Source organism: Paenibacillus sp. G34, assembly GCF_056856875.1.
The window spans coordinates 2,605,381-2,623,592 of record NZ_CM166469.1 but is presented as its reverse complement, the minus strand read 5'-3'; the positions used below and the strand labels follow the sequence as shown (position 1 = coordinate 2,623,592).

The window sequence follows — 18,212 nt, the reverse complement described above, 5'->3', positions numbered from 1 at the left end:
CAGCCCGGTTTCCAATATCACTAGATATCCTTCTCATATCTCAATGCTAAATCTCTATTGGAGTTATCCAATGCTTTAGAGATCATTCCAAATGATTGTGAATTGATTCCTTCAATCAAAGGAGAATAAAATACGATCGCATTGATCTCTTCATTAGCCACATCTAATCCCTTCGCTTTGAAAAACCTTGCTGAATATTTATTTTCAAATCGATCTTTGGAGCAAATTTCTTCTCCCGTAACCTCACTCATTTCAATAGATACCCTGAAATATTCCTCGAATTCAATCCGATCCTTTATTAACGTCCATCTGAATAAGGTAATCTCTTGACTATCCGGCCTTAAATAGGCATGACATCCTGTGCCATCCGCATGAAATTCTAATTGTGTATCTTCAAATGCATCATAAAAAAAGGCTTCAGAAGACCACACTCCTATAAGATCGTTAACACCAAAAAACTGCACTGGCTCAGTCATATTTGGATACCTCGTTTTATTTATTCGTCTCTATCAGAGAACTTCCTTGTGCTCATGCCTCTAGTTTTTCCATTGCCTTTTTATATCTCTCTAATCTATTGTAATCATATTCCGTCGGATTCTTTATTCTTGATATATTCATATTCTCTTGAATATCAGCGATTTTCACAATTCTTGCGATTGGATTCGTTGTTGTCTTCTCAATAAATTCTTCGTAACTATCCTCTTTAGATTTTGTCAACAAATGAACGGCTGTTAGAATTTCTTCGGAAAAACCCAATGTCCTTAACTCTCCTATTGTGACTTCCGTGTCTTCAATGACATCATGGAGAACAGCCACGATTTTCTCTTCCATGCTTTCAACCCTATTCATTACAGCCAATGGATGTAAAATATACGGGTGCCCACCTTTATCAAGTTGTCCTTTATGAGCTTTTAAAGCGATAGATATGGCTAATTCAATGTCCAAAATGATCAACTCCTTATTTAAATGGGCATTTCAATATATTCAGATACTCTTGCTTTTAATATTTCAACTAATTCGGTTTATTCCTTATCTTTCTTCACTTATATTCTTCAGATTACCTAGCTCGAATTTGTTTCTTTAATAACATGATTTGTCCAATATGATATGCATTATGAATGCTTAGATTAGAAACAACTCCCCACCAAGGAGCATTAAAATATTCTGGAAGTTGCTTTATGAGTTTGGATTCATCTGTTTCTTCTAAAGTAACTCTCCAATTGATAAAAACATGCTCAAGTCTATTTAAAGTTTCCTTCCAGCCAAAATCATTCAATTGCTCTTCATTCAACGAAAATGTTTCATCATTGTTAATCCCATGATTTAATACAAACTCTCCAGCCTTATAACGCTCAAGCCATTTCTCATTCCAATAAATAAGATGATTCATGATGGACCAAATCGTTTGTTTGTTCTCATCCTCAGTAAGTGCTTCTTCCATTGTTACATCTTCCAGTACATCCTCAAGCGGAATAAACCAACTCTTATCGTTATAACATGCAGATATTTGATCTACTAAAATGGATTTATAGGTCATGGGTTAATCCTCTTCTCTTTAGGTAATAGTTCAATATGATTCCATTTTATGACCACTTACATGTTCCTTATAAAATCAGGCATTCTTTTCATAAATCGTTCGTTGTCTTTTTCAAAGTCAAACAGAATTGTTAATTGATTTTTCAATGATTTCTCCAGGTCTTCTGCTGGCCCAGTAACTTCTTGCTAAAAAGCCTTTGACCGTTTCGATGTTTAGCAATTCTTTATTGTCACTAAATAGAAATTGTCCGAAATAAATATTCATCTAACAATCCTCCCCAATGTTGTTTCTGGTTCATCTTGTTAACTCTAAATAATTCAGGTCGTAAACTTCTCCCGAAAAATTCAATATTCCAGAAAATCCACTGAGCTCCCAATCTCCATTTTCGTTGGGTGTGAAAATATACTCTCTGTTCCAGGACTTTAATTTTTCATCAGCACCGACATACTCTTCTTTGATTTTCAAAGTCGTTTCATTGAAAAATTCGTTATCAAATGTACTCTTATCTACAACTGCTTTAGTTATCTTTATGCCTTCATGGAAGACAGTCGGGTAAAATATATTTTTATTAATGGATATATCTGCGTTGGGCTCAGCATCCATATTATTGATAAATAATATGGATAAAATATCCTGTGCGCGGCTTCCAAATTCTTTAGTAAAAGATTTCTCGATTTCTTCATACTCCAGCTTGGATACCTTCATACAATAACTTTAAGTTTCTATTCTCATGTTTGTATAATATGCTTTAAATCCTGCCCTGTCCCAAAACCTTTTCCCATCAGGGTTGGTTTCTAATACATCAATTTCAATTCTCTTTACGTCGTTAAAACGCAATTTCTTCAAAAGCTCTATTCCAGCAATTCCATACCCCTTATTTCGAAATTCTCGTCTTATAAAATATTGTCTCACATAAACTTGTTTCTCATCGTTATTGAGTAAATCCCTCTGATATTTATAGAGTGAGTAGCCAATAATGTTTGCTTCTTTCATGATCAAATCAATCTCCCAAGAATCTTCGAGAAATTCACACATACGTTGCTCTAGTTCTTTAATTCCCATTGTGTTAGAACTTTTCTCATCTTCGATCAGCTGCTTATTCATTTCTGCCAAAATTTGAAGATCCGAGCTCCTTGCACTCTGTAATCTAAGAGTCATAATTTCAACCTCCTAGTAATTATAAAATCATTCATGCATTAATCGCTGTCTCAATCATATAAATCTTTGATTCCCTATTCCAAGTATGATACCCATTGCATATATGAATCCAGCCATATTTCTCATAATAATTGATATGATCTGTACATAAATACAATTTATTGTATCCGAGTTTATAAGCTTCTTGTCTCGCGTGCTTCAGCAGGATTACTCCAAGACCTTTTCCTCGGTCCTTTTCATCAACATACAGATTTGATAAGTACGGCCATAAATCTTGTCGACTCACAAAATCATTATTCATTAATGAGTAGCTACCAATGATTTCATCTCCATTTATCAACAAATACCATCGAGGTAGTGGACTTGTTGTTGTCATACTAGAAGTTATACACTCCTCAAATATTCTTCTATGTAATCCCCATCTTTGGGCAACATACTCGATAGCTTCTTTTAGCAGATTTGGATAATCTCTCAAGTCAATTATTTGATGTTTCATAAGTTCCCCCCAATGCGTTTACCCGCAGCTAAAATATTATGTTAATTGTTATATCAGGTTTCTTAAGTTTTCTTACCCATGATCGCTTCTGTATTTACTTATGTGATCTTCTAATGTCGTTATCGCTTCTTCATACATTTTAATGACCTCATCCAATTCGTTCTTCAATTCTTTATGTTTTTTCCAATATTGTTTCTCTACTCGCAGTATCGAACAAAATAAATCTCCGATATATAAATCTCCTGACCCAAACGGGTTCTGTATTAATCGCTCTAAGGCTAGGGGTAAAAGAAAATCTAGATTCATTTGCTGCACAATCAAAAGTCTTAAATCTTCATTATTCAATTCGCAAAGAGTTTTCCCCCTCGTTCATTCAATCCTTGCCTTACAATTTGCAACAATTCTTCTTTGTGATCTGCGTGACATGCAATTAAATAAGGCTCTTCTTTCATTCCATTAAACGTATTTCCTTCAAAATCGATAACAATTCCACCCGCTTCTCTAACCATCAAAATACCTGAATACAAGTCATCACCTGCCGAATTGTATAGAACGATTCCATCAATATCCCCTTTAGCCAACATACACCATTGAAGCGTAGGAGCCCATAATCTTAACATTCGCTTAAATCTAACATCCATGTATTGTCTTAATTTAACTGCTCGGGGATCGTTTTGTACGCTGTGACCTTGAATCCAACCTATATTTCCTTTGAAAATATTCGGGTTACTTTTCATTTGTATCCGTCGATTATTACAGCTTGTCCCTTCACCAATAACAGATAAAAATAAACGTTCGGTAAGAGGTTCGTAGACCACTCCAAGAACAGGCTCTCTTTTGTACATTAAGGTAATAGATATCGAAAAAACAGGTAAACCAATTGCAAAATTATTTGTTCCATCTAAAGGATCAATTAACCATAACCAATCGTCTTCATGCCCGATAAACCCTGCCTCTTCACTGTGTATATGGTGATTTGGAAATATGTCTTGTATTTCTTTGATAATGATCTCTTCACACATATGATCAACTTCAGTAACCACATCCCCAAATTCGTCCTTAGATCTCAGTTCAACAAAGTTATCGAACTTCTCTTTAGAGATCAAACCTGCTTCGCGAATAATTGTTATTGCAATCTCTTTTGCGGTTTGAATAATTTTACGATCCATTGTGCACCTCATTTGGTTTTGATTTTAACTGATTTCATCTAGCCTCTTCACATCATTTCGATAAGCTTCTACATGTTCTTTAAATTCCTTCAAGTCGGAACAATCGAACCAGCCACTTTTATTGTTAATCTCATATAGCAGCGGGTAACCATAATTTTGAATCAGAAAATCCCAGCCCACTTCGTATATAATGGCTTCGAGAATCTGACAATAATCAAATAATTGTTCAACGTTCTCTTTAGTCATTAAATCTCTCTGCAAATAAGTTGTTCCATCAGGTTCTGGAAATATTCTATATGCACAGCAATTATTTTCACCATTTTGTTCCATAAGCAACTTGATACCTTCTCCACATTTAATATTCCTCTACGCACTCACATACTAAATTTCCAAATGTTTTTATATCTTTAAGGTAATCGTATCCTTTTGGATTCGGTCCATTTTGATTATACATTCTTACTGCGACAGTATTATATTTAGGGATGACAAGACATGCACATCCAGTAGAACCTAAAGATTGAAAAGAACCAGATGGAAGCTTATGGCCTAACTCTGTTGAAGAACGCGGCTCATCTTGTACAAACCAAAAAAAACCGTTCCTTGGTAATTCATGTTTTAGATCGGCTGGACTGATAATGGAGGTAGTTTGTTTGAATATTTCTTCAGCTAAAATCTGTTTCCCATCTATAACTCCTCTATTTAAATGCACGTAACCCCAATAAGCCAATTCTCTTGCACTCATAAATAAGTTAGCTTCAGTGCCCTTCTCATTTGCATATTGTTCGTTAAGCCAAACTAATTTATCATTATGATCTTTGCACCATCCGGTTTGTTTAAATCCCATAGGTAAACATATATGTTCTTCAATGAATTGAGCTAACGGCATCTTAAATAATTTCTGAGTGATCTCAATAAGTAAATTAACACCCACATTATTATACTTCCAGCTAGTTCCTTGTAAAAAAAATCGACTATCAAGACTCTTGAGTCCATGAGTATGGGTTAATAAATGTCTTATTGTCGTACGGTCCAAAACTTCGTTATCTAAGTCATTTAAATAGTCGATTACGAGATCATCTAAACTTTTGATTTTTCTTTGCTGCAATGCAGCACTAATCGAAAAACCTAAAAATGTTTTTCTGACTGATGCAACATTAAATCGTGATTCCGCATCAACTGATCGACTATTCTTAAAATGTTCATGTACTCCAGAATACCACTCATTCACGATACGATCGTTATGAATAATAAAGGTTGCTGCTGCAGTTGCAGAAATTTTGTTCTTTACCTCTGAAACGTAATCATTTATTGCCTCAAACGACTCTACCTCAGCTTTTTCTAAACTCAACACTTCTTGTTCACCTTCCTTAATTTCCGGCTAGGCTGATACTGTTTGTGGAGGATCAAGGCTTCAGAGCAAAACTGGGGTTCATTCCATTCACCCATTTAAGTGTATTGATTCGATTTGTTCTCTATCAACGTTTATTATTAATATATGCTCATGGAGCAAGTTATCCCCACAAGTAATTGTTGCACCATAATCATCAGCGCTATTGAATGTTATATCTACAGTGTATACTTTTATTTCATTAAACCAATCCTTATCTACCCTTTCTCCATGTTCATTCTCATAATAGTTTCGTAGTGCAGTCTCACACACAGTAAACCAACGAATATAACTCTCAATCGTATTTTGTATCGTTTTCAAGTGGACATCAGTAGATACATATATCCGTACTTCTTCTAATTTCTCACCTTTCATAATATTCTTGAAAATCTGTATAGGAATACTAACAGTGTAGCATCTGTATCGTTCATCACTTTCTTCTACTATTTCAAATAAATTATCAACTATCAAGTAAACACACCTCAAAGACATTTATGGAATTAACGTTAATGAAAACTAAAATCTATTTCGATTTTTCGTATAACGTTACTGTATTCCCGACCCAGTGTATAATGAGCATCAGACAAATATCCTACCTATGACATATGTCCGCAAATTCTTATCATTCAACCAGTTTTCTAACACAACAGTCATTTTTTGATATTCTTCAAGTGCATTAAGTGTGTGCATCACTTGTTCGGTTCCCATCTCTTGTTCAATTCCATCTACACATTCAATCCACAATGAACGCTTAAGGCTGTATTCTAACCAGTCCAGTTTGCTTAAATAGCCGAGTTCCAACACAACGTTCCAATCTGCTTCTAGATTTCCATAAAGCTGTCGATATCCGCTTAAGAAAGCTTTGAACTTGCTTTTGTTTAGTTGGCTCGATTCATCGATCGACCAATAAATCGCCGTTTCAATCAGATCATGTTTGGGATTGATTTCACCAGCCGACTCCCAATCAATAACTATGGGTTTATCTTGGTTCCACATGACATTTTTAGGTTCCAGATCGCGATGACTGAATACTTTTTCGGCCTCCAACAGCTTGACTGATCGGTTTGTTTGTTCGGTCCAGAAAGTTAGCTGCTCGATACGATCGAATAAATGTTTTGTCCAAACAGCCCTTGAGTCCTTTCCTATGTTTAATTTGTATTGCTACAAAATTCTGTTGAGTTCTACTTCTTTGCCTATAATAAAAGACTTCACCATAATGGAGGCCTCATGGCATACCAATTTAAAATTTCCTTATGTGTACTTTCAATCTTTATGTTATATGTTTCTCTGTATTCTTCTTTAATATCACTAGGATCAAATCCATACCATATATAACAATTAACTAAAAGATCTCGAATCTCATCCATTGAATCTTGAAGAAGTAGTTCTAATATTTCCGTAGTTAAACGATCGTGTTCATCAACTGGAGCACCACCTTCAACTAAATTCACAGGATCAAATCGGTTAACTATTTCTCTTAATTCTAAAAACATCTTAGAATCTTCTAAAATTCTCATTTTATTGTTTTCTTTAGCTCTACCCTTAAAATCCATGTGTTCCCCCACCTATCATTCTACTAATAACTCTAGTTGTTTTTCTATTATTTCAATAACATCCTTTTTTAATACAATATTATGGCCTGATATCCATGTTTTCACATCTAAATTTTTGTATATATTTATTGTTTCTCTGTAGTGCTTTGTATCACAGTACAGAGATGGAATGATTTCCTCCAGTGTATCTCCAATATTATCCCCTACATTAATGACTTTTTCTTCTTCATCCAGCACACTTATAGAATCGATTGTATGTCCTGGTGTATAAATTAATCTTATTTTATCTTCTGGAAAGAATAGCTCATTTTCAAACAATAGATTAGGAAGACATTTCTTCACTTCTCCCATGCTGAATTTTGAATATTTATTAACCATCGTGTCCCATTCTTTTTCAATAATGTCTCTACAAAGTTGATGAGATATTATTAAGCAATCTTTAAATGCATTGTTTCCAAAAACATGATCCCAATGATAGTGAGTATTAATAATAATTAAGGGCTTACCGACTTGTTTTATGTAATTTACAACAGGTTGCAAAAATTCGGAACCAAGACCAGTATCAATTAAATAAGTGTTCTTAGACCCCAAGATTAAATGAATATTCAAATCAAAAAATTGATTACTGCAAAATAAAACGTGTTTATTACTAATCTGTTTAATGTTCATCGTTTTTCACCCTTCCGGTTATGTGACGTTACTCCCTACTTAGATTTGCTTTCCAAATCTGTGTTTTAAATAGTACTTCAATCCAGCGCGATCTACATCTGAAAACTGTTTCTGGTCTTCTATCATCAATTTATAGATTTCATCAATAGTTGCCCATCTAATATTTGTAGTTTCATCTCCTACTTCTAAGAGGTTACCTTCAACCTTACATATAAAATACATACCCATAGAATCAACTGGACCCTTTATCGTTTGATATACACAATAAGGTTCTAAACACTCAACTTCAAAATTCGGGTTAATCCCACGTGTATCTATACGCTTTTGACTACCTTCCACTTCTATTACTGTTAAACCTGTTTCTTCGAATACTTCTCGTCTCAGACCATCTAATATGGATTCGAATAATTCTAATCTTCCACCTGGCAATTCTAATGATATCTCATCCCTTTTATTTCGTGTCTGTATGATGATTTCTATATTATCGTTACCTTTACGTTCGATGATTGCCCTTGCATTAACATAAAACATCAAGCATTCTCCTTTCAATTTTTTATGTTGATCTCTAATTGTAGTGCAGTAGTTTCACATAACGTTTCCGTATTTACGATCCAACACGTATGCTGGGTGGACGATAAATGGCGTACTAAGGAAGAATGCCGCAGTGTGAATATTAGTAGTTACATACCTCTTTGAGATTCTAAGTAGGTCTTGTCTGTGAACTCTCTGCTTTTGCTGTATCCAATTCTGAATCCATTCGGTGCCTTAAACTTTGTGTCCAGAAATATAACTTCCCGCCACTTCGAGCGATCCATAGAAAAGCGTTAAACATGGTTCGTTCATCTAATTTTGACAGAACGTCCTGTTGTGTAGGGGTCGCCTGATCCATCTTCCTCGCCCCCTAGGCGACCGAGGGCAAATTTTGTTAATAGATGATACACTTTATTATTCGAATTACAACATAGAAGTCCTGCTTACTTTATAAGACCAGTTTAGCCAAAATTTCGCCGTCTTCATCTAACTCTCCTGTTTCTATAAAACCAAGAGAAGAATAAAGTTTCCTTGCTATCTTATTCTCGGGCGAATAAAGAATCATGACTTCTGAGGCCTTTCCATGGGGCAAAGTTCGAAGTAACTCAATTGACTTTTCTATTGCTTTTTTTGCCATATCCTTTGTGCTGATATCGTTTATCTATCATAAATCTAGATTTGTCTCCCCCTTATGCCCCTCGTCCACTATTGCAGCGTAGATAAGATGTTATGAATTTTCTTTTTGAGCTACCACTAATATTATTCCAGATTTAATCGTTTGTTTTGTCATCTCTCACCAATTCACTTTTTGAATAGTACTTAACTATCTTCCCATTTTCATTTGCATATTCAATTTCTTTTCTTGTACTACTACCAATGTAACCGCCTACATCAATAACAAATATTTCATCTGACATATCAATCTTACGAAAATGGATTTCTCCAAATAATTCTGACTGTTCGTTGGTAATCCCAATTCCTTCGCTTTGCTCAAAAAAAGCTAAACTAAAAACAATGTTACCCTTAAGGGTTAAGTATCTATTGGCCTGTTCAAATTCATCCTTGAATTTTGTTGATCCACATAGTGTTATGACTCTCATTGTATTCACCTCTGTTATTTTTTCGCGGATTTCATAACGTTGGGCATTCCTGACTTCAAAGCGGCATAAAGCAACAAAGCTTTCGGGTCGAATGACTTGGCTGGTTGAATGACCCTCGTGAATAAGCTTCTTCGATATCCCTCTTGACGACCAAGGAGCCTTCGCTTCGGAGTAGGAATGTAATCTTATTCAATGAATGGAGCCACAGCTTGAATATTATGTTAGATGAAGTACCTGTAGTCATTGACCTTACACTTTATTTATTTCGTTTACCTCGACCGATTCCAATATCTAAAGAAAGATCTATTTTCAGTTCAACTATCTTTCATTTTTTCCATTTGAATTTCACGCATTAATAAGAATAACGGCAGTCCAAATGAAACGCCAACCGTTAATGTTCCAATGATCGGTATCCACTTATGCTTTACGCCAATTCGCTTTCCTTCATATAAAACAAATCCAATCAAAACAACTGCAGAAATTATTATGTCCAACCAGGCAAATGAACTAATTCGATTCTCTGTTGCTTCATTAAAAAGTATCATCAGATTGAATCCGTTTTCACTAATCCAAGGAATAAACTCCATGTAAGGAATTATTATTCCTAGAATTGATAACAATCCAAAAAAACATTTCAAACCTCTCACCCCCGCAACTACTATGAATTCTCTACAAATCATGCTTTTTAGCTAAATTCCATTCTAAAAAATGGTTTATATCATTTATTGCATCTATAATCGTTCCCCTATGTTCTTCATTATTCTTTAATTCTTTTAGTACCACCGGTTTTATTATTCTTTTATCAAGCTCTCCCTTTGTTCTTGCAACATGAGCTAACCCTAATATTGCATTTGCCCTAACATGAGGATGGATATGTTGGGCCAATTCCAGACACCGTTTTTGAGCAATCCTCCAATTGGAATGATACATCCCCACCGACAACGATACTACAACCAGCTCTTTAATCACTTGTCGTTCTAATATTTCTGTAATCTCTTCGTCGTTGTACTCTCTTATCTCTTCGTATTTAAGCTCCATGAGTTGCTCCTACATATTTTTTTTACTTTGGTTGATTTCGTATAACGTTCCTGTATTCGTGAAACGACCCAGCCTTAGATAGCTCTTATCTTAGGCTGGGTCGTTTGTTGTCTGAGCTTCGTTCCATAATTAGCATCTAACACCAAGGGTGATAACCCAGCAGCGTGAATACTTTGTTATAGAATGTCAGCTTCCTCTTGGATATACTAGCAAGATCTTTCCTTTGGGACTAGTTCTTTTCCTTTTCTTTATCAACTAAATGTTATCCATAGGGATCACATAGCACTTAAATGTCTTATACAATCCATACCTGACTCAGAGTTTGATGGAATTCTGAAGCGGCAAGTAAGGATACCATACATTCGCATCTCCGACGTAGCCCTTTTAAGTAATCGGCAAAAACACCAGAACGGCGAAATTGCGGACGAACCATACTATTAATATTAGCTTCAATCCCTAACCCTTATTCCTTTAGTCATTACGATTTCAATAGATATTTATTGGCTCTTGCCTTCTTATTAATTTCTTTTAGTAAATTCTCTTTATAAATTGAAACACTATATGGAATTTCCCTATGGTTATCATCCGGATAGATATTCTCCGCGTAAATTATAAAGTTGTTTAAATCCATTTTCTTTATAATGTAATAATTCCCTTCAAATTCTCCATTACGAATGTGCACCGACTGAATAAAATCAAAGATAGCTTCATAGAGTTCTTGAGATGAAATCTCTTCTTCTAAAAAACGTTTGATCTCCTTTTGGCTGCTAATCAATCTCTTTCACTTCCTTTAGCTTCTTCTTCGTATTTCATCAAAAAATGATTTACTTTATTCTCATATTCTTCCCAATTGTACTTTTCGTTTTTTATGATTAATTTTGGTATCTCCCATTCCTGAACGATATTGAACATGAAATCCTGGTTTTTCGTCCAAAAAAGTCCCGCTTCAATAAAATCATTATCTGTATAAAGTCCACAACGATCTTGTGCGAACTCAGGTCCACGAACACTACATATCCATCTCCAATGTTGTTCTACCTGTGTTTGATAAAAATAAATTAGGATAGGATCGAGACGACTTAAAATAAGTTGTACTTTCTTAGTCAAATCTAATATTCTGTGTTCGTCCATTTGCATATTAAAGGCAAAGCCAAGCGTATTCTGAAAAACGTAACTTTCCATAATTGTAACTTCGTCTCGCCCTACTCTTTCATTGACAAAATCCGTGAATAGTTGTTCAACTTTTGTAGTAAACCACTCCGCTTCATCTTGAATAGCAAAAGAAGTAAACGTCTTATCGTATATTCGCAACGGGTGGTTCTCTTCCAATTCGTGATAAAACCTATTCTGAATATTCATTTCATTCAACTTAGAACCTATTACTTTCCCAATCGTTGACTTACCGGAGCCCGGCATTCCATCTATTAGTATCAATCTTGACTTCATAGGCATTCCTCATTTCTATATTTTTATTACTTAATTTCTTTCACAAGGTCTTCCCATTCTTCTATTGATAATTTATTGGATATATTCTTCAAATTTTCAGGAACACTCACAAAACACATTTATTCTAAACTATTTCCATCCGGATCATTGAAATAGACTGAAGCATCTTACCAGTTTCAGATAACGCTCCTGTATTCATGAACCTCGCATAAGTTGTATGCTGTAATGCCTCTCCGAAATCCTTCCCGTAGACACTGGCTCCAACGGATCCGCTGAATGAATATTTTGTTATGTGAAGTTCCCTCTTCTCGAATAGCTATCGATTGCTTTACAATCGATTTTCTAAGTCATTTATTGTATTTAACCAGATTGGATATTCTTCTGATTCTTCCCATAGCTCTTTTAGTTCTGAATCTTTCTTAATTTTCTTAACTGCTCGTTTAGCTTTTGAAATGAGTTTTTTTCCTTTTCCTTTATTTGTATTAATCCAGTCATATAGATCTTCAGTATTACTTTGATTATTCAATATCTCTTTCCCTGGGCTACCTTGTAATGCTGCAAGGATCTCAATTGCGCCTAGAGCATTTGAGGCTAAATCTGCCTCAATATATTCTTCTTCTAATACTTCTTCAATCGTCTCTTCAATTAATTCGATGTCATCAGAATCAAGCAAATCTGCCTTCCAATCTAATACATCATCGTTCTCAAAAATTCCAGTTCCCCATGCTCCCATCCATTAACCTCCAAAAAGTATCATTATGGTTTAAAACTTTTAGGGATTTTCATATAACGTCCCTGTATTCACGAGCTCATCTTAAATATGATATTATACAACGGTTCGTTCTTCGTGGAGTGAATCAATTACAATTCGTTTACTCATTTCTCATTTCACCCTGTTCTTTTGAAAATCACTTTTACTTTTAGGATATCCTCCTCTTTTATATGCACTTAATGAACATTCGCATTAGGATTCTCTGGACTGCATGTACTAACTAAAAAAGCATATTTGAAATTAAATAGGTTTGCGAATATTTTTCTTTAATTTCATTCATTATTATCCGCCAGTGATCCTCAGCCTTTGACTCATCCTTTAAATCGTCCATATTAAGATTTAATTTAAGATATGTTGTAATTTCATTTAATTCTAAACAAATCTGCTTCCACTTTTCGAAGTCTTCTTCAGTACGAATCATATCCAATAAAAGAGATTTTAGGTGTCCGAAAAAGTTTCTAGAATTGATCAGTGATGTTGTTGCAGTGTTTTCGGCGACACTATAATCTGATGCTATTTCTAATAACCAAGTTTCTACTCCTTCTCTTGCATCAGGCGAATCATCATTTATTAGCTCTATTATTTTTCCAATTTTGAATTGTGGTATCTCCAATCCATAACTATAAAAGTTTTCAATTTCGGTAGTATACCTCTCATTGTTTTTTGTTTTATAATCAAGAATTCTAAAATATGAAAAGCAATTAACAACAACAGAAATAACCAAGCAAACGGAGAGTAAACGAACAAGACATTCTTTTCTCATATTTATCTCCTTTGATTTCCCGACTTTTATATTGAGTTAACATAAGTAAAGTCTTTCTCCAAATTCCTTCATCTGTGTTCCCATTCTCTGCAAATCAAATCGGATTTGTAATGGAGTGTCACCAATCCATGCACCCACATGAATATGTGGATTTCTGGAATATCCATTGTTCCCAGCTTTCGCAACTACTTGACCCGTCGTAATGATGTCACCTTCTTCAACACTTATGTCCATTACATGGGCATAAGTAACAAGAACACCATCTTCTCTGGCAAATACTATAGAACTCGCCCTTCCTGGTGTAAAAGTTCCGGGAATATTAGTTATCGGATTTATAAATATAGTTTTCACAACTCCATCAAATGGAGCTAGTACATCGGCACCCCATGTATACCAATCCTCATTGAGCATACCATCACCATCATACATCCGCATCCATCCATCTTTAAATCTGGTGATCATGCAATCTCTACCTAATGCATCACCTATGTACTGGTATTGCCCTTCAGGATGTTCAATTGTTAGAAATAAATGATTGAATACAGGATTTATAATCACTTCGGAAATATTCAAATCTTTCATCCTTTCTTCATTTATGTTTCTTCAAAACTAGTTTGGGCGAATGCCCGCAGTAGGGATGATGTGTCATCGAATGTCAGCGACTTCTTTGAATAACTAACATTCATTCTTTATCCCTTACTCTTCTTTTCGTACTTCATGTAACTGATTCGTTCCCACTCACTTGGAACGTGTAGCCATATTGCTGGAGCAAAGCATTTGCTGAAGAGTTCATCTTTGGTGAATTCAAAAATATAGGTTTTGACATTTTCATTTAGTAATTTGATTTCTTCTGAAGTAATCTGACCGTTTTCTAATTGGTCATAAGTATTTTGTGGAATATCAAAGCTTTCATAATCAACGCCCATTTCGCTATACCATCCCTCATAGTAATCACTCTTGGGTCCTCCCATTCCATGAGGGCAACTATATTGTTTCATATTATCTTCTGAACAAAGGCACCACCAAGTAACACCATTAACAGCAATACCAATATCCGAAAGCTCAAGTATTAGGTTTTCAATTAAATCAAAGTTCGTAATAATATCGATGTATCCACTTCCAACTGACTGAGATCTATACTTCTCTAATAAATCCTCAATATTATTCTGAATGAGTTCATAATTCGATCTCAGAAATTCCAAATAATTCAACTTCTATCACAACCTCTATAATTATGTCTCTATGTCTCTATGTCTCTATGTCTCTATGTCTCTATGTCTCTATGTCTAAGTATTTCTTCCAATCGTTTCTTTTTCAATTGATGTTGCTTCCTTCAAAAATAATGCTGTTTATTGTGTTCTATAATTATTCTCAAGCTTTAAGTATCTTTCAGATAACATTCCCGTATTCACGACTCAGCTCATGCTTGGTTCCGACGATTGCCGGATCAAGGACGTATGTCCTCAGCGTGAATATTCTGTTATATGTTGTCACTGCTTTCACTGCCTTTCAATGAGTGAAGCTTTCTTTGAAATAAGATTAATAGTCCAGTCGTGAGTATCATCTCTAAGTAATATTTCATGTTTTTTAAGTTATACGGCTGAGGTGCCATAAGCAAGATCGTGACTATTTATACTCCATATTTTAGCATTAGGCGATACGAATCGATCAATGGTACCCTTAATTGTATTTCTAAGTTCTGTATTCATATATCCTCCTTCAATAGCACTATAATATCTTTGCTGTGATTGATATAACGTTACTGTATCTACGAACTCGAAAGGCTTAAAGGGGAGAAGTGACTGCTTATATAGAGTACACTTCGTATTCTTTTTCCATTTTGTAACCTAATTTTTCTGCAAGAGCAACGGACTCTATATTGGCTGCGTCCCAGTTTGGGTGGATATTTCGGCTCAGGCACTCAAGAATCAATCTTGATGCGCAAGCAAGTGCCAAACCTTGGCGCCTGTACATGGGATTTGTCCCAATTGTAACCTCAATACACCCTTCATGATAAGTATAAGAAGAAGCACCGGCAATAATCTGATTATCCTTGAGGATAACAAATCCAATTCCATGCTGCATAAATTCTTCTAAAGAAGAGAAGAAACAACAACAATCTGCCATAAAGGGATCTCGCAATACCATTGGGTAAATGTGTTCATCTATGGATACGATTTTGAAAGCAGTATCTATCATTTTTATGTTCTCTTCTAACTGTTCTACTTGGAAAGTCGGTTCTTTCTTAAAGGAATACCGGTTAAACTTTTGGAATGAATCTGAGTAATGTTGAGATAAAAGGGATATCCAAGAAAATTCATTCGTAATTATGATTTTCCCCCTGCATTCTTCAAGAACATACCGCAATGGAACATCTACTTCTTTCAAAGCTTCGACACTTCCAAGTAAGAATGCGAAATCTCCTGCAATAATTACGGAGTACATGGGCTTCTTCTTACTGTCAATCCATGTCCTTCCTATATTTCCTTCTATATTTGCCAAAAGAACTGTATTACTTCTATCGCTGCATAAAAAGCGAACAGTCTCGAGCTCATTCTTCGCTAATTCTAACACCATTTATTCCCCCTCGCGGCTATTTCTTATAATGTTCCTGTATTATTTAAGAACCCCAACGGAGTTGTCTGCAGAGAATCCTTCTGGGTAATATTCTTCGTCCATTAATTCAACATCAGGATACCTAGTAAACACAGTTTCAAATTCATCTGTTTCAATTAAGAAATTTATTACTTCATAGATCCTTTTTTTACTTCCAATATCAATTAGAACCATATCACTAGACCAGAAATACCCCCCATTCAACCATTCTCCGGTTTTTCTATTCTTTTCTCTTAATGTTACAATCCAAAATCAGTTAAGCCTTGATCTTAACGTTTCAATAAATTCATATTCATTCTGTTCTAACCATTGCTTTCTAATAACCAATTGATTAAGTATGAATCGAAAGTATTCTTCTATCTCCCGTCCTGAATAATATTGACCTATGTAAATACATATCAATGATACATAGTACATTTGCATCAAAAAGGGAATCCTTTTAATTTCTTCATCTGTTAATGTCATATGTTGAGAATACTCATCCAAAAATAATTCTAGATTTAAAAGTGAACTATCGTCAAATTGAAGAAGGTGGTTCATACAAATAGCTAATTCTAACGCACGAACATCATATGAAGCAAAGTCAAAATCTAATACCCCATTCATCTTTCTTGTCTGGTTATCAATAAGCAAATTAAAAATTAATATATCATGATGAACAATTTGCTTTGGTAAATCGTCTACAATGGATTCATTTCTTTGAACAGTTTGTAATGTATGTCGTAATATAGATAATTGATTACTTTCAATCTCAAAAGGTGGCTGATCAAAAAAACGGTTTACAGATCTTTCGTTAGATAATGGATGAAGATTGTATATTTTTGAAAACTTAAATTCTTGCATTAATAAGTCACATTTAAATTTCTTGAATGCAACCGATAGTTCTCCAACGGTTTTTCCATATTCCTTAACATCTGATACCCGTGTTAGGTTAGGAACTTCCCCTTCAATAAAACGCATAACTGAACCAAATTGACCATTTGATAGCTCGACAAATCTTCCCCCTGTCTTGGCAATTAAAAAACCAGGAAGCTTAAATGATAGATTAATATGTTGTTCAAGGAATGTCGTTAATTCAATTTCGAATTTTAATTTCTCTAGGTTTTTTGAGTGGTTGTCATATATTCTTGCAACATATTTCTTATTGTTAACGGTTAATACTTGAGAGTAATTAGTAAGACCAAATGGCACTGATTCAATGTTCTCAACTGTCTCATTAAAATAATATGTAATCAGTTCTTCGATTAAATGTTCCAATATGGTTTCCCACTTTCTTTGTCATATATCGTATAACATTGTTGTATTCACGACACCAGCGTACGCTAGATGGCCGGCGAATACCGGTCCAAGCGCGTATGCCCGTAGCTTAAATATTATGTTAGATGTTGGATGCGTTTTCATAGAGGCGCTCTCAAATTTCACTAAGCAATTTCATAATTGACATAAAGTTATTTAATCCCAGTCCATGTATAATTGTATTTCTAATTTTTCTTCCTCACAGTCAGGGCATCTCAAAGAATTTCCTTCTATTTCATCTAGCATTGGTTTTTGAGGCATTTGTACATGACAACGCGGACAGTCATAACTATTTATATAAGAATAATCTTTTGAGATTAAATGTAGAAATGTACGATTCAGTAAATATCCACATTGCTCGCAAACGTAAAGTCCGTCATAACATTCAAAATGTACATCTTCTTCATTCATATATTTTATGATTTGTTGTCGCCCTTCTTCTTGTTCATACCACTCCAAAATAGTCTTCAAATTTATATAATTAAAACCAATTCCCAAAAAAGCTTTATGATTATAAGAGCACTGTCTGCAATCCAATGTATAGGCTACTCCCATATAAATAACCTCTCTCATTTTGAAAAATGGATTTACTTATCTTTCATTTTTTCATCTAACGTTCCTGTATTCACGATTCAGCATATGCTGAGTGTCCGGCGAATGCCGGACCAAGTACGTATGTCC

Annotated in this window: 31 protein-coding genes; all 31 read right to left on the bottom strand. The window is 34.8% G+C overall.

All coding sequences use genetic code 11. The annotated features are described in order from the left end of the window. Positions 1-20: 20 nt before the first annotated feature. Complete coding sequence (locus tag AC1VYS_RS12080) at positions 21-476, bottom strand: hypothetical protein (RefSeq protein WP_482914432.1); 456 nt, start codon at positions 474-476, stop codon at positions 21-23. A 52-nt stretch (positions 477-528) separates the two neighbouring features. Next, positions 529-945 (bottom strand): GTP pyrophosphokinase, encoded by a 417-nt coding sequence (locus AC1VYS_RS12075; RefSeq protein WP_482914431.1) that lies wholly within the window; start codon positions 943-945, stop codon positions 529-531. Positions 946-1,057: 112 nt separating this feature from the next. Continuing rightward, the gene (locus AC1VYS_RS12070; protein WP_482914430.1) at positions 1,058-1,537 is read right to left on the bottom strand and encodes a DinB family protein; all 480 of its coding nucleotides are present in this window, start codon (positions 1,535-1,537) and stop codon (positions 1,058-1,060) included. Between the two features lie 117 nt (positions 1,538-1,654). Next, positions 1,655-1,801, bottom strand: coding sequence for a hypothetical protein (locus AC1VYS_RS12065; protein WP_482914429.1), 147 nt, complete (start codon positions 1,799-1,801; stop codon positions 1,655-1,657). Positions 1,802-1,831: 30 nt separating this feature from the next. Further along, positions 1,832-2,242 carry a hypothetical protein gene (locus tag AC1VYS_RS12060; RefSeq protein ID WP_482914428.1) on the bottom strand — a complete coding sequence of 137 codons (411 nt, stop codon included), beginning with the start codon at positions 2,240-2,242 and terminating at the stop codon, positions 1,832-1,834. A gap of 9 nt (positions 2,243-2,251) precedes the next feature. Continuing rightward, positions 2,252-2,695 carry a GNAT family N-acetyltransferase gene (locus AC1VYS_RS12055; protein ID WP_482914427.1) on the bottom strand — a complete coding sequence of 148 codons (444 nt, stop codon included), beginning with the start codon at positions 2,693-2,695 and terminating at the stop codon, positions 2,252-2,254. A gap of 31 nt (positions 2,696-2,726) precedes the next feature. Next, positions 2,727-3,191 carry a GNAT family N-acetyltransferase gene (locus AC1VYS_RS12050; RefSeq protein WP_482914426.1) on the bottom strand — a complete coding sequence of 155 codons (465 nt, stop codon included), beginning with the start codon at positions 3,189-3,191 and terminating at the stop codon, positions 2,727-2,729. A 72-nt stretch (positions 3,192-3,263) separates the two neighbouring features. Continuing rightward, complete coding sequence (locus AC1VYS_RS12045) at positions 3,264-3,536, bottom strand: contact-dependent growth inhibition system immunity protein (protein WP_482914425.1); 273 nt, start codon at positions 3,534-3,536, stop codon at positions 3,264-3,266. Further along, positions 3,533-4,360 (bottom strand): inositol monophosphatase family protein, encoded by an 828-nt coding sequence (locus AC1VYS_RS12040; protein ID WP_482914424.1) that lies wholly within the window; start codon positions 4,358-4,360, stop codon positions 3,533-3,535. The genes AC1VYS_RS12045 and AC1VYS_RS12040 overlap by 4 nt, the downstream gene beginning before the upstream one ends. Before the next feature lie 24 nt (positions 4,361-4,384). After that, entirely contained in the window at positions 4,385-4,690 is a 306-nt protein-coding gene (locus AC1VYS_RS12035; RefSeq protein WP_482934536.1) for a hypothetical protein, read from the bottom strand. A gap of 25 nt (positions 4,691-4,715) precedes the next feature. Further along, entirely contained in the window at positions 4,716-5,711 is a 996-nt protein-coding gene (locus AC1VYS_RS12030) for a serine hydrolase domain-containing protein (RefSeq protein WP_482914422.1), read from the bottom strand. An 87-nt stretch (positions 5,712-5,798) separates the two neighbouring features. After that, the gene (locus AC1VYS_RS12025) at positions 5,799-6,218 is read right to left on the bottom strand and encodes a hypothetical protein (RefSeq protein ID WP_482914421.1); all 420 of its coding nucleotides are present in this window, start codon (positions 6,216-6,218) and stop codon (positions 5,799-5,801) included. A 108-nt stretch (positions 6,219-6,326) separates the two neighbouring features. Further along, entirely contained in the window at positions 6,327-6,794 is a 468-nt protein-coding gene (locus tag AC1VYS_RS12020; RefSeq protein WP_482914420.1) for a phosphotransferase, read from the bottom strand. A 161-nt stretch (positions 6,795-6,955) separates the two neighbouring features. Next, the gene (locus AC1VYS_RS12015) at positions 6,956-7,300 is read right to left on the bottom strand and encodes a hypothetical protein (RefSeq protein ID WP_482914419.1); all 345 of its coding nucleotides are present in this window, start codon (positions 7,298-7,300) and stop codon (positions 6,956-6,958) included. Positions 7,301-7,315: 15 nt separating this feature from the next. Beyond that, complete coding sequence (locus AC1VYS_RS12010; protein WP_482914418.1) at positions 7,316-7,969, bottom strand: MBL fold metallo-hydrolase; 654 nt, start codon at positions 7,967-7,969, stop codon at positions 7,316-7,318. A gap of 39 nt (positions 7,970-8,008) precedes the next feature. Further along, positions 8,009-8,500 (bottom strand): NUDIX hydrolase, encoded by a 492-nt coding sequence (locus tag AC1VYS_RS12005; RefSeq protein ID WP_482914417.1) that lies wholly within the window; start codon positions 8,498-8,500, stop codon positions 8,009-8,011. A gap of 169 nt (positions 8,501-8,669) precedes the next feature. Next, positions 8,670-8,858: a hypothetical protein gene (locus AC1VYS_RS12000; protein WP_482914416.1), complete on the bottom strand. Its 189-nt coding sequence runs from the start codon at positions 8,856-8,858 to the stop codon at positions 8,670-8,672. Positions 8,859-8,948: 90 nt separating this feature from the next. After that, positions 8,949-9,137, bottom strand: a complete 189-nt coding sequence (locus AC1VYS_RS11995; protein ID WP_482914415.1) for an N-acetyltransferase — start codon at positions 9,135-9,137, stop codon at positions 8,949-8,951. 133 nt (positions 9,138-9,270) lie between these two features. After that, a complete protein-coding gene (locus AC1VYS_RS11990) occupies positions 9,271-9,600 on the bottom strand; it encodes a hypothetical protein (protein WP_482914414.1) in 330 nt (109 codons plus the stop codon). Between the two features lie 314 nt (positions 9,601-9,914). Beyond that, complete coding sequence (locus AC1VYS_RS11985) at positions 9,915-10,247, bottom strand: DUF2834 domain-containing protein (RefSeq protein ID WP_482914413.1); 333 nt, start codon at positions 10,245-10,247, stop codon at positions 9,915-9,917. Positions 10,248-10,269: 22 nt separating this feature from the next. After that, positions 10,270-10,638 carry a hypothetical protein gene (locus AC1VYS_RS11980; RefSeq protein ID WP_482914412.1) on the bottom strand — a complete coding sequence of 123 codons (369 nt, stop codon included), beginning with the start codon at positions 10,636-10,638 and terminating at the stop codon, positions 10,270-10,272. 478 nt (positions 10,639-11,116) lie between these two features. Continuing rightward, the gene (locus AC1VYS_RS11975) at positions 11,117-11,413 is read right to left on the bottom strand and encodes a hypothetical protein (RefSeq protein ID WP_482914411.1); all 297 of its coding nucleotides are present in this window, start codon (positions 11,411-11,413) and stop codon (positions 11,117-11,119) included. Beyond that, positions 11,410-12,084, bottom strand: coding sequence for a P-loop NTPase family protein (locus AC1VYS_RS11970; protein WP_482914410.1), 675 nt, complete (start codon positions 12,082-12,084; stop codon positions 11,410-11,412). Before AC1VYS_RS11970 ends, AC1VYS_RS11975 begins: the two co-directional genes overlap by 4 nt. Positions 12,085-12,412: 328 nt before the next feature. Continuing rightward, positions 12,413-12,817: a DUF4259 domain-containing protein gene (locus AC1VYS_RS11965; RefSeq protein ID WP_482914409.1), complete on the bottom strand. Its 405-nt coding sequence runs from the start codon at positions 12,815-12,817 to the stop codon at positions 12,413-12,415. 259 nt (positions 12,818-13,076) lie between these two features. Further along, positions 13,077-13,619, bottom strand: coding sequence for a hypothetical protein (locus tag AC1VYS_RS11960; RefSeq protein ID WP_482914408.1), 543 nt, complete (start codon positions 13,617-13,619; stop codon positions 13,077-13,079). A 36-nt stretch (positions 13,620-13,655) separates the two neighbouring features. Next, complete coding sequence (locus AC1VYS_RS11955; RefSeq protein ID WP_482914407.1) at positions 13,656-14,201, bottom strand: M23 family metallopeptidase; 546 nt, start codon at positions 14,199-14,201, stop codon at positions 13,656-13,658. A 107-nt stretch (positions 14,202-14,308) separates the two neighbouring features. After that, on the bottom strand, positions 14,309-14,830 hold the full coding sequence (locus AC1VYS_RS11950) for a hypothetical protein (protein WP_482914406.1): 522 nt from the start codon (positions 14,828-14,830) through the stop codon (positions 14,309-14,311). Between the two features lie 595 nt (positions 14,831-15,425). Then, positions 15,426-16,193 carry a GNAT family N-acetyltransferase gene (locus AC1VYS_RS11945; RefSeq protein WP_482914405.1) on the bottom strand — a complete coding sequence of 256 codons (768 nt, stop codon included), beginning with the start codon at positions 16,191-16,193 and terminating at the stop codon, positions 15,426-15,428. A gap of 42 nt (positions 16,194-16,235) precedes the next feature. Continuing rightward, on the bottom strand, positions 16,236-16,409 hold the full coding sequence (locus AC1VYS_RS11940) for a hypothetical protein (RefSeq protein ID WP_482914404.1): 174 nt from the start codon (positions 16,407-16,409) through the stop codon (positions 16,236-16,238). A 78-nt stretch (positions 16,410-16,487) separates the two neighbouring features. Beyond that, a complete protein-coding gene (locus tag AC1VYS_RS11935) occupies positions 16,488-17,492 on the bottom strand; it encodes a phosphotransferase (protein WP_482914403.1) in 1,005 nt (334 codons plus the stop codon). A gap of 195 nt (positions 17,493-17,687) precedes the next feature. After that, on the bottom strand, positions 17,688-18,104 hold the full coding sequence (locus AC1VYS_RS11930) for a hypothetical protein (protein ID WP_482934513.1): 417 nt from the start codon (positions 18,102-18,104) through the stop codon (positions 17,688-17,690). Positions 18,105-18,212: the final 108 nt, after the last annotated feature.